The following is a 15,448-nucleotide window of genomic DNA, read 5'->3' as shown; positions in this document are numbered from 1 at the left end:
TTTATGAATATTCTAAAAATTAGTAAACAAACTTTGAGAAATAACATTAAGATTATTCGAGAATATGTTGGCAACGCTAAGATATGTTTTCCTGTTAAGGCAAATGCTTATGGGCATGGTATAGAAGAGATAGTAGAAAATACGCATGATTTAGTTGATTTCTTTGCTGTGGCTAACTCTCTAGAGGCTTTTAGAGTTACTGCTATCACTAAAAAGCCAGTGCTAGTATTTGGAGTAATATACTATGAGTATCTTGAAAGAATGGTCTCTGAAAATATTAGAGTTAGTATCCAAGATTATGACGATATTGAAAAGTTAGAGCAAATAGCCAAAGAGCTTAATAAAAAGATATATGTCCATATTAATGTAAATACCGGCATGAACCGTATGGGTGTTTGTTACAATGATGTTTGTAGAACTATTAAGAGAGCTTATAATTCTAAGTGGGTTGTACTTGAAGGTGTGTACAGTCATTTGGCGTGTGCTGATAATAGGGATCATCCAACTAATACTAAGCAGAAGAAAAGATTTTCAGAAATTGTTGAGTATGCTAAAGAGTTATCTCAGGACATAATTTGTCATTTATCAAATTCTTATGGCTTTCTTGGTGACAAAGAAATTTGTTACGATATGGTTAGACCAGGAATCCTCATTTATGGTTTTCTTCCAGAGTTCTATGTTGAAAGATCAATTAGAGAAATAAAACCGATCGCAAGGTTATTATCAAAAGTAGTTAAGATAATCGAATTAGAAGAGGGCGATGGGGTGGGTTACTCTATGATATATAGAGGTTTCGATGGCGAAAAAGTTGCAGTGATACCAATTGGTTATGGCGATGGATTTCCAAGAGAACTTGGAGATCGAGGTTTTGTTAATATTGACAATGTAATGTATCCAATGGCTGGTAGAATGAGTATGGATGGCCTGACAGTTTCATTAGGTCATAATGAGCATAATGTTAAAGTTGGAGATGTTGTAGAGTTAATATCTGATATTCCACGCAATAGGAACAGTGCTTTTTTAATGGCTAAACAAGTCAACACCATTGAGTATGACATCATGAGTACGCTAAATGATAGAATTATAAGAGAGGTTATATAATAGCTAAAGTATTTACAAGGAAGGTCATTCACAGTAAACTCATAATTACATTAATAATTTTTAATTAAAGGATAACATGGAAAAGAAAAGTCTTTCCACCCTTAGCTTGGTAGCTATGGGTGTTGGTGCTATTATGGGATCAGGATGGATGTTCGCAGCTCAGTATACTTCTCAAGAAGCTGGGCCAGGATCTATTCTTTCTTGGATAGTTGGTGCTATTTTAATGGTCTTCATAGCTTTAGTATTTGCTGAGGTTTGTACAATTGTGCCTGTTGAGGGATCTACTTCTCGTATTCCTCATATCACACATGGAACTATGACAAGCTATATGTTTGCATGGATTACTTGGATATCATACTTGGTCTTAGCGCCAATCGAAGTTCAAGCCGTTATTCAATATTTAGCTGTATTTTATCCTTCGCTTATAGATGCCAGTAGAGATGGTGCTTTGTCGATGGCTGGATTACCTTTAGCGATAATCTTTCTTTTGGGATTCTGTGTTATTAATTTTTATTCACTTAAATGGTTAGCAAAAATTAATAATATTGTTACTTTATTTAAGGTTGCTGTACCAATATTTATATCTATTGTATTTATTATATTTTGTTTTACATTACCTGCTCTAAAAGATATAAAGACAGAAGAGTTATCATTTATGCCATTTGGTTTTAATGGTGTATTAGCTGCAGTTTCAGTTGGTGGTATTGCTTATGCGTTTACAGGATTTAAGACTATTGTAGAATTAGCAGGTAGCACAAAAAATCCTAAGAAATCAATCCCGGTGGCAACAGTCGGTGCTGTTTTGATTTGTTTGGTTATTTTTCTATTTTTGCAAGCCGCATATTTACTAGTTATGTCAAAATTTGTACATAACAATGATTGGCAAGGTGTTGTTATGCCAGGTGCTACTTCATCTAGTTTTGGACCATTTGCTGTGATGGCTCAAAGTTTTGGAGTTAAGTGGGTTATGTATCCATTGTACTTTGGAGCTATAGTTTTTCCACTTATGGCTGGTTTAATTTACTTTAGTATCGCAATGAAGTCGTTAGGTGCAATGGTACATAATGGTTATCTTCCGAGCATTTTAGGAAAGTTAAGTCCAATCATGCAAAAACCAATTTATGCTATTGGTCTTAATTTCTTGATAGCTTTAGTTATGTTTGCACCATTTCCTGGTTGGAAGGAAATGGCTACTTTCTTAACATCTTTGATAGCACTTACATATATTACTGGTCCAACATCTACTATGGCACTTAGACATCATTTACCTGATATGCATAGACCATTTAGGCTTAAAGGCGCTTATTTGTTGTCAACTTTAGGTATGTTTGCAGCTACTTTAGTATTTTTATGGAGTGGTTGGGCAATAGTTTCAAAGGCTGGTATTGCTTTAATCATTGCTTTGGTTATGCTTGGTGTTTATAGGACGTTTAGAAGGGATAGATCAGAAGAGATTCATTGGAATCTAAGAGAATCTGTATGGTTTTGGATATATATAGTTTTAGTAACATTAGTTTCATACTTTAGTTCATTTGGGGGGACTGGAGATCTCGATTTATACTGGAGTTCGGCAATAGTTCTTGTGATTAGTTTTATTGTTGTTACTATTGCAAAAAATCTATGCTTACCAGCAGAAGATATGCAAGAAGGAATCAAAAAAGCTATTAGTGATGACAATTATATCTAAATAAATATTTCTATCTTATTATTTCATAATGTATTATATTGTTTAGACAAGCTTATTAATAACATATTATGATTAAAGTATCTTTTCAGGGTGAGCATGGAGCTTACTCTGAGCAGGCAATAACTAGTTTTTTAAATCAACAAAATATCAAAGATTTTCAGACCGTTCCGTGTTTCTCGTTTTCTGAAGCTATTGAACACACAATAGCTGGTAAGTCAAATTTTGTCATGATCCCTGTTGAAAACTCATTAGCAGGATCTGTCGTACCTGCTTATGATGAGTTAATCAAAAGTAATTTAAAAGTAAAGGCTGAAGTAGTGTTAAAAATTAAGCATTGCTTAATGGGATTAGAAGGGGTTCAGTTTTCTGATATTAAAAGTGTAATATCTCATCCGCAAGCACTATCACAATGTTCAAAAAGTCTTAATAAATTAAAGCTTGTTCCAGAAGCATTTGTTGATACTGCAGGAGCGGCAAAGTATATTTTTGAGAAAAATATAAAAGATCATTTAGCAATAGCTGGAGAACTTGCTGCAAAAACATACGGATTAAAGATCTTCCAAGATGAGTTTGAAGACGAGCACTTTAATTACACACGTTTCTTATTAATGGGATATGATGATATCCAGCTCGACTCTGATAACAATAAATATAAAACAACATTAATTTTTTCTGTTGAAGATAAATCAAATGCGCTTGTAAATACTTTGAATGTATTTGGTAAACATAACATTAATCTTACAAAAATAGAGTCTAGACCATCAAGAAATAGAGCTTGGAATTATCTGTTTTTTATAGATTTTGAGGGATCTGAGGATGATGAAAATGTTCAAAAAGCTTTATTAGAAGTACTTAAGAAGAGCACTTTCTTAAAAGTTTTAGGTTCATACAAGAGTTATCATTATAATTAATGGAAATAATTATGAAAAAAATATTTAGTTTTATAATAATTTTTTTTAGTGTTGTTTTTGGATATGCTCAAGATGATATAACAGTTTTATCTTTAAATGACTTTCATGGTCAGGTTGAACCCAATAAAGACATGGTTGGAGCAGCAAAGATAGCTAGTTTTATCGATGATTACAAAAAAACACATCCGAACTTAGTAGTTGTAGCAGCAGGAGATAATTATCAAGGTACTGGCATATCAAATATCTCACATGGTGATGTTGTCAATGATTTCTTTGATTATATCGGAGTTAAGTACTCTGCTGTAGGTAATCATGATTTTGATTATGGTCAAAAGTGGTTTAAGCACTGGTATGAAAAGAATGGTATCAGATTTTTAGCTGCAAATATTAGTTATAAAGATGACTCTTTATTTGATTATTTTTATAGAAAATATACAAGTCAGGATTCTTTGGCTTATATTAAGCCATTTGGCTACGAAACATTGCCTAGTGGTAAAACAATATACTTTATAGGGCTAGCAACCTTAGAAACTCCTGAAACCACAGCAGAGAAAAATATTTCTAATCTCAAATTCACAGATCCAGTTACAAGCGCTAATAAATGGGTTAAATATATAAGTAACTATAATAGACATAATATTCCAAAACCAGATACGATAGTCTTGCTTACACATATTCCTACTGATCAACAAAACTCAGAAGTCTTTTTCACTAAGAGAGCTGATTTAGGCGATGAGTCAGAAATATATGCAGTAGTAAATGGCGTTGATGGTATTTCAGCGGTATTGACTGGACATAGCCATAAATTTGTTAATGGTATTAAAAATGGCGTTGTAGTAGAGCAAGGAGAGAGTCAAGGTAAAGACATAAGTGTCTTGCACTATGATTGTCACACATCAGATGTATGTAAGGTAACTCCAGAGGTTATTAATCTAGCACAAGCAACAAAAAATCTTGAGCCAAATAAGGATGTTAACAATATACTAGCTAAGTATAATGACTCTGTCAAAGCTGAGCTTGATAAGGTCATAACTAATGCCCCTAGAGAGTTGTCAGATGAAGCTCAAGATGGTTATTATAATATCCCCTTAACATATACACTAGCAAATATCATCAAGGGTCAAACAGCTTCTGACTTAGCGCTCGTCAACTCACATGGTGTTAGAAGATCTCTACCTCAAGGTGATATTACTTATGGAATGATCTATGAAACAATGCCTTTTGATAATATGGTTGTTACATTAGATATCAAAGGCACTGATTTGCTTAAGCTTATTGAGCATAGTATACAGCCTCTTGGAGATAAACAAGTAGGAGTGCTTGTAGGATTGAAAGTTTCATTGGATAGCGCCGGTAATATAAAAGATGTCTTAATAGATGGTAAACCATTAAATGAAAAGCAAACATATAAGCTTGCAACGATTGATTTTTTAACTACTGGTGGAGATGGTTTTGTATTTGATAATATTAAAAATCATAAAGACAGTAATATTACGATAAGAGATATGATAGCCGATTATTGGTCAAAAAATAGTGCAGATATTGCTCAAGGTTGGCAAAATATAGTAGTAGAATAATTGATGTCATATAAAGTTGATATAGTCTATAAAAATGTTAAAAATCTTAAAATCTCTTTGAGCAAAGATGGTTTAATTACTGTAGTTTCACCGAAAGGTATAGCAAAAAAAGAGATTTTAGAGTTATTACAAACAAAGAAATCATGGATAGATAAACAAACTCAAAGATTGCAGAACAATCAAAGATTTGACTACAATAATTATAGTTTGAATGATGGCGATCTTATTTATTTTTTAGGTAGAGAGTATCCTATCCGAGTTATTCAATCAAAGCATAATGTGGTTAACTATTATGATTATTACATTGAATTTCTGTTAAATCCTAGTGTTATCAGTAATAGAGAGTTTAAATTACAACTGCTAGAAGAGTTTTATAGAGATCAGGCAGATATTATTCTCAATAATCTAGTGGCAAAGTACCTAAAAATTACAAACCAAGAAATTAACAGAGTAACCATTAAAAAAACAAAAACTCGCTGGGGATCATGTAACTATATCAAAAAAACAATTAATCTAAATTTCAACCTTATTTTAAGAGATATAGAAGCTATAGAATATGTAGTATTACATGAAATAGCTCATTTAACGCATCCAAATCATTCAAAAGAATTTTATAACTATATTTCATGCTATATGCCTGATTGGAAAGTTAGAGAAAAAAGATTAAAATAAGATATAATTTGGGTGGTTTTATTGTTTTATTTCAGCTTTCTGGAGGAGTTTTATGGAAAGTACTTTTGAGCTTTTTTCTATTGGTGTTGGGCCATCTTCATCTCACACTATAGGCCCTATGAGAGCTGGATGCAATTTTATTGATTTGTATAAAGATAAGTTACCTGAAACTACTAGAGTCCAGATTGATTTGTTTGGCTCACTAGCTCTTACAGGTAAAGGTCACAAAACAGATTATGCAGTTGTTTTAGGGGTTATGGGCTTTTTACCTGAATCAGTGGATATTGAATTAGCAAAAAAACTTTATGAAACCTGCTTAGAGCAAAAAAAACTTAATCTAGCTCAAAAGTTTGAAATTAAGTTTGATTATGACAAAGATTTAATATTTCACTATAATGAATTTCTTCCAGAACATTCTAATGGAATGCGTTTTTCACTATTCAATGGTGAGGATCTTCTTTGTGAAAAGGAATACTTTTCTATAGGCGGAGGTTTTATTGTTGATAAAAAACAAATAAGAAAAGATGAGGTTCCTACAGAAATAGAATGCAATAAACCTTATAGATTCACAAGTATGGCGGAATTAAAAGATATTTGTTATAAAGAGAATATGTCTATTGATGAGATAATGTTTGAGAATGAAAAAATAGCTTATGGAGAAGAGTACTCACTAAATAAATTAGCTGAAATTTGGCAAGTTATGGATACATCTATAGAAAAGGGTTTAACTTGTCCAGAAGCAATACTTCCAGGAGGTCTTAAAGTTAGAAAAAGAGCTCCAAGTATGATAAGAAAGCTTAAAGAGCAAAATATTGTTAATACTGATTTTAACTATTTGAATGCTTTTGCAATTGCGGTGAATGAGCAAAATGCTTGTGGTGAACGGGTAGTTACCGCACCAACAAATGGAGCTGCTGGAGTGATCCCTGCTGTATTGAAGTATTATTTACAGACTCATGAGATTATTAATCAACAAGAACTTAAAAAAGTAGTTAATAAGTATTTACTTGTATGTGCTGCTATAGGTATTTTATATAAATCAGGAGCATCAATATCTGCTGCAGAAGTTGGATGTCAAGGTGAAGTAGGAGTAGCTTGTTCGATGGCTGCTGCTGGTTATTGTGCACTGCTTGGTAGTGACATTGAGTCAATCGAATCAGCAGCTGAAATAGGTATGGAACATAATCTAGGATTAACTTGTGATCCTATTGGTGGTTTAGTACAGATCCCATGCATAGAGCGTAATGCAATGGGAGCAGTACAGGCTATAAATGCTGCAAAGCTTGCTCATCTAGATACGGGTGAGAAGCGTTTTGTTGGACTGGATTATGTTATCAAAGTCATGTATGAAACCGGCTTAGATATGTCTAGTAAATATAAAGAAACATCTTTAGGTGGTTTAGCTACAAATGTTCCTGTATGTTAATTAATTTTAACTATTTTTCTTAAATCAAAAAAATATCATTTACTGACAAAGTTATACTAATTTAGTATAATTTAGGTGATTTATATATTTAATTGGGCAAACACACAATGTATGATGTGAAAAAAATTCGAGAAAATTTTCCATTTCTTAATCAAACTATTAACGATAAACCAGTTGTTTTTTTTGATACTGGAGCTTCAGCACAGAAGCCGCAAGTAGTTATTGATGCTGTGGCAGATGCGTATAAGTTTAATTATGCAAATGTCCATAGAGGGGTTTATGAACTAAGTCAAAAAGCAAGTGATAAATATGAAAATGTACGTGTAAAAGTTCAACATTTTATAAATGCTAAATCAGCAGATGAAATTGTATTAACTAAAGGAACTACAGAATCAATCAATTTATTAGCGAGCTCTATTGGTAAGTCTATGGTTTCTAGTGGTGATGATATTATTGTTACTGAAATGGAGCATCATGCTAATTTTGTACCATGGCAAATACTTTGTGAAGAGAAACAGTTAGTTTTTAAAGTTGCAAAAGTTGAAGATAACGGTGAACTTAATATACAGAATCTTTTATCTCTAGTTACAAACAAAACTAAAGTTATAGCACTGACATTATGTTCAAATGTATTAGGAACTATTAATCCTGTCAAAAAGATAATACAAGAAGTCAAAAAAATTAATCCAAAGACATTAATAGTTGTTGATGGGGCGCAAGCAGTAATACACTCAAAGGTTGACGTCCAAGATCTAGACTGTGATTTCTTTGTATTCTCTAGTCATAAATTATATGGTCCAACTGGAGTAGGAGTCTTGTATGGTAAATACGAATTGTTAGAGAAAATGCCTCCGTATAATTATGGTGGAGATATGGTTAATGATGTAACAATCGATAAAACAACATTTGCATTACCGCCGTATAAATTCGAAGCAGGAACACCTGACATAGTTGGTTCTATAGGTTTTGGTGAAGCCATAGATTATGTTAATTCAGTTGGTATGGAAAATATCGCAAGTCATGAAAAAAAATTATTAGAATATGCAACAAATGAATTAAAAAAAATTGATGGTTTAAAAATAATAGGTGAAGCACCAAATAAGGCAGGTGTTATAACATTTGTAGTTGATGGTTGTAATGCCGGAGATATAGGAGAGCTGTTGGCAATCAAAGGGATGTGTGTTAGGACAGGTAAACACTGTGCACATCCTCTACTATACAGAATGGGTGCTACATCAACAGTGCGTATGTCATTTGGTATGTATAATACTATTGATGAAGTAGACTTATTTATTAAAGCATTGAAAAAAGTAATATCTCAATTAAAATAGTCAAATAATTAAAAGGATTAGGTTAGTATGGTTGAAGTTTTTGATCCTAATAATAGTATTTTAGAAGTTACTGTCGCAGCAGCAAAACATTTCGAAAAACACTTAGCTAAGGATTCTAATAATATTGGAATATATGTAGGCACAAAACTGATGGGATGTTCTGGTTTAGCTTATGATATTGATTTTGTTACACAGCAGCCTGCTGATACAACAGTAGTAGATCAGCAAGGGTTGAGATTTTTTGTATCGAATAAATCTATGAATTTTTTAAATGGTTTAAGAATTGATTATGTTAAACATGACTTTGGATTATATAAGTTAGAATATACTAATCCAAATGAATCTGCTCGCTGTGGTTGTGGCGAAAGTTTTACAGTTTAGGGAATTATATAATGAAAACAACAGATGTAACTATAGTTAGAAGGCAAGTAAAAGCTGTAGCAGTACCATTTGGTAACGAAATTGAACTTATGCCTGGTCAAGAAGTTTTGGTAACTCAAGATAAAGGCGGTAGTTTTACGCTAAATGTAAATGGTAACTTACTTCACTTGGATGGTAAAGATGCTGATGCGATTGGTAAACAAATAGTCAAATATCCAGTCGATAATTATGATATAAAGCCGGGTGATCCAATAAATATGGATGCTGTTTGGGATCAAATGAGAACAGTATATGATCCGGAGATCCCTGTTAATATTGTCGATTTGGGTTTAATCTACAATGTTGTTACTCGAAAGTTGGAGAGTGGTAATTTTCATGTGATTATAGATATGACTCTTACAGCTCCTGGTTGTGGCATGGGTCCTGTATTAATGACTGATGTTGAAAAACGTGTTGCAATGCTACCAAATGTTGATAAGGTTGATGTTGTTATGGTTTTTGATCCACCATGGAACTCAGAGTTAATGACAGAGGAAGCTAAACTAGAGCTAGGATTATTTTAAGTAAATTATGTCAAAAGTAGCAATTTATCCAGGCACATTTGATCCTATAACAAATGGTCACGTTGATTTGGTTGATAGAGCATTGAATATCTTTGATAAAATAGTAGTTGCGGTATCAACAGCATATGGTAAAAAAACTCTTTTTGATTTAGATACAAGAGAGTTAATGATTAAAGAAGTTTTCAAAGACAATGATAGAGTAAAAGTTGTTAGCTTTGAGGGGCTTCTTGTTGATACGGCGGTGAAGCATGGTGCATGTGCGATTGTGAGAGGATTAAGAGCAGTTTCTGATTTTGATTATGAGTTTCAAATGTCGAGTATGAATAATAAGCTTAATAGTGATATTCAAACTATATTTCTAACTCCTAGTGAAAAATTTTCTTGTATATCGTCTACTTTAGTTAGAGCTGTTGCTATTCATAATTATCAAAGAGTAGGTGAGTTTGTTCCTGAATGTGTATTTGATAGAATAGAATTAAAATATTCAAAGGATTAGTATGGCACTATTAATTACTGATGACTGTATAAATTGTGATATATGTGAACCAGAGTGTCCTAACGAGGCAATATCACAAGGCGAAGAATATTATGAAATTAACCCGGACAAATGTACAGAGTGCGTAGGGCATTTTGAAGAATCTCAATGTACAAAGGTATGTCCTATAAGATGCATAATTACAGATCCAAATCATATTGAAACTCAAGAACAGTTATTGTCAAAGTATAAAATACTAACTTCATAAAAGTTAAAAAAACTTGGAAAGAGTGTTTTAATTTTGTATAATGCTTCAGTCTTATAATTTACTATTAAATAAAATAAAGAGTTTTTAAAGGAGCTTTTGATGAAATTAAAGAACATTGTTATCGCTACATCAGTGCTATTTGGTACAGCTACGTTTTCATTTGCAGCAGGTTCTGACAATATGGATATGTCAGCAGATACAAATACACCAGTAACTCAAAGTAGTTCAAGTAATTCTTTTATTGCTCCTTTTGCTAACACTTATAGCTCTTTAACTAACAAAAACAACACTTGGGGGCCACAAGATAGAACTGGTCAGTGGTACTTTGGTGTTGATGCTAATGGTCTTGCTGGAACGCCTAATTCTCCTTCAGGAGCTGGTGCGAACATGACTATTGGTTATAACGTCAATAAATATTTTGCTGTTCAGTATAACCAGTTAGTGGGTAGAGTATTTGCTGGTTTGGGTGAAGGTGTTATAAACTTCAGTAATAGCACTATGATTACTCCATATGCTGCTGGCGGTGCTGGTTGGGCTAATTTAGCTGGTCAAGCTACTGGTGCATGGGATGTTGGTGGTGGTCTTAAATTTGAACTTTCTAGAGATGTTCAGGTAAGTGCTGATTATAGATATATTCAGACAATGGCTCCAAGAGGTATGTCTGGTGCTCAGGGTAGAGCAGGTACTAATATGATTGGTGGCGGTATTACTTGGTTCTTTGGTGGTAAAGATGATACTACTAATGACACTGGTAATATTCAGGATAATGGTGCTACTACAGCAGCAGAAACTACAGCTATGCCAACAATTGATGAGACTAAATATGTTTTACCTCAAGGTATTAAGCAGTGTGAAGGTAACTTTAACTTAACTAAAGAAGGTGTTGCTTGTTATACTGTGAATGGTGATGATGTAACAGTTTATTTAGATACTAAATTTGCTTATGATAGCGCAAACTTAAACTCTAAAGGTAAAGAAGCAATAGCATCATTTGTCAACTTTGTAAAAAATAGTGATATTAAAACTGTAACAGTTAAAGGTTATGCTTCTCAAGGAACTACTGGAAGCGAATTTGAGATCTATAATCAAAAACTTTCTGAGAGAAGAGCGGAAGCAGTTGCTGACTATATGAAACAATTAGGTTTAGATAATGATAGAATTATCACTAAAGGCTTTGGTTATGAAAATACTTTAGATGGTATTCATAAGTCAGATGCTCGTAATCAGCGCGTACAAGCTAGTGTTTCAGCTCCTTTAAAAGAAGAAGCTTAATTTTTTTATAACAAATTTATTTTATCCTTATTAATTGCTTTAATTATCTTCTAAAAACCAGATTAGGCTCTTAAATAACTTTACTTTGAGCTCTTTCTAATGAGTATTTAGCTTGGTCTTTGTTTCCATTTAAAAGTAAAATATTCTTAAGTAATGCAATTAAATTTCTTTAGATTATTTATATGTTGCGTCATTGTAAAAACTCTGTATATCACTTTATTATCATGTTTTTTGTAGAGGGTTAGTACGGCTATAATCTTACAATGCTTAGATTTAAAAACTATACAGTTTGGTTCTAATTCTTTCTGTGATAATTCTAAAGTATCATCATTATTATTAGTATCTTTGATTATGATATTAAATTCTTTAAAAGTATGCTGAATATCCTAATCTTTGTTGTAGTACCATATAACTAGATTGCCTTTTATAAGTTTCTCTAAAGTAGTAATAAATTGTAAAAGTCATCGTTCTTATTTACTATGGCTAATTTTTATGTGGCTCGTGCTATATTTTATGAATAATTTAATGTTTGTATAAACTCAATCTATTTCCTCTAATTGAAATTGTTTTAATATATCAGACAAAAATGTTATGTGAGTCTTGAGGATTGACATAGAAATAAAAAATTAATGCGCATAATAACGAGTATAGGAAATAAAAGTTTCTAATTTTATCCTATGGCATCACCCATTTGGAACATTGGCATATACATACTTACTACAAGGAAACCAACAACTCCACCCAAAACAATCATAATTAGTGGCTCTAACATCGAACTTAAGCTTCCTACAAGTGTGTCAACTTCTTCTTGATACACTCTATTTAAATTTCCAAGCATAGTTTCTAATGCACCTGACTCTTCGCCAACAGCTATCATTTGTTCTACTAGGAAAGGAAAATTTCCTGTTTCAACAATAGCTTCTTTAAATGATGCTCCTTCACTAATACTTTTTTTAATGTCTATAGCTGCTTGATCATATTTTGCATTACCTGTTGCTAGTGAAACCATGTCTAATGCTCTTGTTAAGCTCATACCAGATTGAACAGTAATTTCTAAAGTGCTGGCAAATCTTGCTAAAGCTGATTTAAAAATAACTTCACCAATTATTGGTACTTTAAGCATAAAATGATCTTGGGCAATTTGTATCTTTGGAAATCTAAATTTTAATGATTTAAATACTGATATTGATACAAATATTACAAGGATAATCTTCCACCATGAATCTTGCATAAAGTTTGATGCATTCACTGTAATTTGTGTAATTGCAGGGAGTGGTTTACCTGAGTTTATAAACATTGCTGAGAATGCTGGAACTGCGAAAGTTAAAAGTATTCCTGTTACCCCAGCAGCAATGACACATACAACAATAGGATAAGAGAGGGCTTTTTTAACTTTCTTCTTTATACTTTCTAATGCTTCACGTTGATCTGCAATTTTATTAAGCATCAAATCTAAATTACCTGACTCTTCACCAGCAGTGATAAGTCCGACGTATAGTTTATCAAATACTTTTGGGAAATTACTCAATGCTTTTGAAAATGATTCTCCACCTTCAATTGCTTGTTTAATTTGAATAGCTAGTATTTTTAGACGAGGATGCTTACGTATACCCATTATAAATACTTCAAATGATTTAATAATAGGGATACCAGCTTTAGTCATTGTAGCTAGCTGACGAGTCATTTCAGTAATATCTTTGTAAGATATTTTCTTAGGGAATAAGTCCTTGGGTTGTTTTTTTACTTTTATATCGGAGTAACCTTTTTGCCTTATTTGAATTTCTGCTTTTTCCTTAGTATCAGCATCAATAACTCCTTTTATCGTTTTACCATTTTTAAGTTTGGCCTTAAAACTCCAAGATATAATAGTTATTTTATTCTTGTTTTTATTTCCAAATAGCATATTTATTCCTTTAACTTACTCTGTAAGCCTCTTCCATAGATGTTAACCCTTCCGAAACTCTCACAAGGGCAGATTGTCTTACTGTAGCAATACCTTCTTTTTGTGCTTGTGTTGCTAGATCCATAGTGTTTTTATCTTCTAGTATCATTCTGGCAATTTCTCTAGAAACAGGCATCACCTCATATAAACCAAGTCTTCCCTTGTAGCCTTTGAAACATCTTGGACAACCTTTAGGATTGGGCTTATATATTTTTGAATTTTGCACTTTTTCAAGTGTTGTACCAAAAGTTTTCATTAAAATTTCATCATTAAGACCACTATCTTGAACAAGTAATTTAAATTCAGTTTCTGTATCTTCTAGTTTACATTTTGGACAAAGTTTTCTAGTTAGACGCTGTGCAATAATTAATGTTACAGAAGTAGCAATATTATATCTAGGCAATCCCATGTCTACTAATCTGTTTAGTGTTTCTGGAGCACTATTGGTATGTAGAGTTGACATAACTAAGTGACCTGTCTGAGATGCTTTAATCGCAATTGAGCCTGTTTCAATATCCCTGATCTCACCAACCATGATTATATCGGGATCTTGACGTAAGAATGATTTAAGAGCTGCGGCAAATGTTAGACCTTGTTTATTATTAACATTAACTTGGTTGATACCTTTTACAAAAAGCTCAACAGGATCCTCAGCTGTAGAAATATTTTTCTCAGGTTTATTAAGAATGTTAATCCCTGTATATAGCGTAACTGTTTTACCTGAACCTGTCGGACCTGTTACTAATACCATGCCTTGAGGCTGTTTGATGTACTTTAAGTATGTCTCTTTTTGAGTTTCTGAGAAACCTAATTGTTCAATAGGTATTTGAGTTGAGCTAGAGTCAAGGATACGAAGTACAACTTTTTCACCAAAACTTATTGGACATGTACTAACACGAAAATCGATGGCTTTTTCTCGTGAAAGAGAGATTTTAAATTTACCATCTTGAGGAATCCTCTTCTCTGCAATATCTAAACTAGACATGATTTTTAGTCTCGATATAACTTTGGGACCGAGATTTTTTTTAGTATTAAAAGTTTCTATTAATAAACCATCTATTCTGTATCTTATACGGAAGTTTTTCTCATATGGTTCAAAGTGTATATCTGATGCTCCTTTTTGTATTGCATCAACAATTGTATTATTAATAAATCTAATAATAGGAGCTTCTTCATCTTCACCACTTCCTATTATAGCATCACCTTCGCGTTCACCTTCATCAACAAAATCGATATCAAGTTCTCCACCTGCATTCATCTGCTCTTCAAGTTTTGACTCGCTCTCGACATGTCCTTCATCTTTCAGATATTGATCATATTCTTCAATTTTCTCTCGAATAAGATTTATTTCTCCAACTACTAAAGTAAAAGAGTAATCATATTTACTACGAAGTTTTTTTAATATTTTTTGACTATCGATAGGGTTTGCTATTGCTACATACACACTTTTCTTTCTTTTGAATAGAGGTAAGCATTTATTTTCATTACAAAATTCGGTATCAAAATAATCTTGAGGTAAAAATTTTACGTTTATAGCAGTTAAGTCAATATACTGTAAGCGCAGTAAAGTCGCTGACTCAATCATAAATGATTTACTATCAATTAATTCATGATCTATTAAGTAGTCTAAAAAGTCTTGTTTAGCCAGTGACTTATCTAAGCTTATTTCTTCAAGCTGCTGTCTTGTTATGAGTTTACGATGTAGTAATAAAGAAGCCAGCTTCTTATTAATATACGGACTGTCAATCATTTATACTAAAATAAATCACAAAATTAATGAAAATTATATCATGATTAAGATAATTATTAAAAAACAAAATATTTAATATAAATTAAGGTGCT

14 protein-coding genes are annotated in these 15,448 nt (G+C 32.4%); 12 read left to right on the top strand and 2 right to left on the bottom strand.

Annotation, left to right across the window (positions count from 1 at the left end):
- The first annotated feature begins 3 nt into the window (after nt 1-3).
- The 12 genes from alr to FTPG_RS08335 all read left to right on the top strand — a co-directional run bounded on the left by alr (nt 4) and on the right by FTPG_RS08335 (nt 11,664).
- The gene (gene alr / locus FTPG_RS08390) at nt 4-1,101 is read left to right on the top strand and encodes an alanine racemase (protein ID WP_004288019.1); all 1,098 of its coding nucleotides are present in this window, start codon (nt 4-6) and stop codon (nt 1,099-1,101) included.
- 76 nt (nt 1,102-1,177) lie between these two features.
- Nucleotides 1,178-2,788, top strand: coding sequence for an APC family permease (locus FTPG_RS08385; RefSeq protein ID WP_004288018.1), 1,611 nt, complete (start codon nt 1,178-1,180; stop codon nt 2,786-2,788).
- A 68-nt stretch (nt 2,789-2,856) separates the two neighbouring features.
- Nucleotides 2,857-3,699: a prephenate dehydratase gene (gene pheA / locus FTPG_RS08380; protein WP_004288017.1), complete on the top strand. Its 843-nt coding sequence runs from the start codon at nt 2,857-2,859 to the stop codon at nt 3,697-3,699.
- A gap of 11 nt (nt 3,700-3,710) precedes the next feature.
- Nucleotides 3,711-5,276, top strand: a complete 1,566-nt coding sequence (locus FTPG_RS08375) for a bifunctional metallophosphatase/5'-nucleotidase (RefSeq protein WP_234367166.1) — start codon at nt 3,711-3,713, stop codon at nt 5,274-5,276.
- A gap of 3 nt (nt 5,277-5,279) precedes the next feature.
- Nucleotides 5,280-5,948, top strand: a complete 669-nt coding sequence (locus FTPG_RS08370; protein WP_004288015.1) for a M48 family metallopeptidase — start codon at nt 5,280-5,282, stop codon at nt 5,946-5,948.
- A gap of 52 nt (nt 5,949-6,000) precedes the next feature.
- Complete coding sequence (locus FTPG_RS08365; RefSeq protein WP_004288014.1) at nt 6,001-7,374, top strand: L-serine ammonia-lyase; 1,374 nt, start codon at nt 6,001-6,003, stop codon at nt 7,372-7,374.
- Nucleotides 7,375-7,481: 107 nt separating this feature from the next.
- Nucleotides 7,482-8,705 (top strand): aminotransferase class V-fold PLP-dependent enzyme, encoded by a 1,224-nt coding sequence (locus FTPG_RS08360; protein ID WP_004288013.1) that lies wholly within the window; start codon nt 7,482-7,484, stop codon nt 8,703-8,705.
- Nucleotides 8,706-8,732: 27 nt separating this feature from the next.
- On the top strand, nt 8,733-9,086 hold the full coding sequence (locus tag FTPG_RS08355; RefSeq protein WP_004288012.1) for a HesB/IscA family protein: 354 nt from the start codon (nt 8,733-8,735) through the stop codon (nt 9,084-9,086).
- Between the two features lie 11 nt (nt 9,087-9,097).
- Complete coding sequence (sufT, locus tag FTPG_RS08350; RefSeq protein ID WP_004288011.1) at nt 9,098-9,649, top strand: putative Fe-S cluster assembly protein SufT; 552 nt, start codon at nt 9,098-9,100, stop codon at nt 9,647-9,649.
- Nucleotides 9,650-9,656: 7 nt separating this feature from the next.
- Nucleotides 9,657-10,145, top strand: coding sequence for a pantetheine-phosphate adenylyltransferase (gene coaD / locus FTPG_RS08345; protein ID WP_004288010.1), 489 nt, complete (start codon nt 9,657-9,659; stop codon nt 10,143-10,145).
- Between the two features lies 1 nt (nt 10,146).
- Entirely contained in the window at nt 10,147-10,392 is a 246-nt protein-coding gene (locus tag FTPG_RS08340) for a YfhL family 4Fe-4S dicluster ferredoxin (RefSeq protein ID WP_004288009.1), read from the top strand.
- A 99-nt stretch (nt 10,393-10,491) separates the two neighbouring features.
- Nucleotides 10,492-11,664, top strand: a complete 1,173-nt coding sequence (locus tag FTPG_RS08335) for an OmpA family protein (protein ID WP_035722631.1) — start codon at nt 10,492-10,494, stop codon at nt 11,662-11,664.
- A gap of 670 nt (nt 11,665-12,334) precedes the next feature.
- Here FTPG_RS08335 and FTPG_RS08330 read toward each other — a convergent pair.
- Nucleotides 12,335-13,567: a type II secretion system F family protein gene (locus FTPG_RS08330; protein ID WP_004288007.1), complete on the bottom strand. Its 1,233-nt coding sequence runs from the start codon at nt 13,565-13,567 to the stop codon at nt 12,335-12,337.
- Nucleotides 13,568-13,577: 10 nt separating this feature from the next.
- Entirely contained in the window at nt 13,578-15,356 is a 1,779-nt protein-coding gene (gene pilB, locus FTPG_RS08325) for a type IV-A pilus assembly ATPase PilB (protein ID WP_004288006.1), read from the bottom strand.
- Between the last annotated feature and the right edge of the window lie 92 nt (nt 15,357-15,448).

Source organism: Francisella philomiragia subsp. philomiragia ATCC 25015, from assembly GCF_000156715.1.
GTDB lineage: Bacteria > Pseudomonadota > Gammaproteobacteria > Francisellales > Francisellaceae > Francisella > Francisella philomiragia.
The sequence above is the reverse complement of the archived record's forward strand: the minus strand, read 5'-3'. Positions and strand labels throughout refer to the sequence as shown.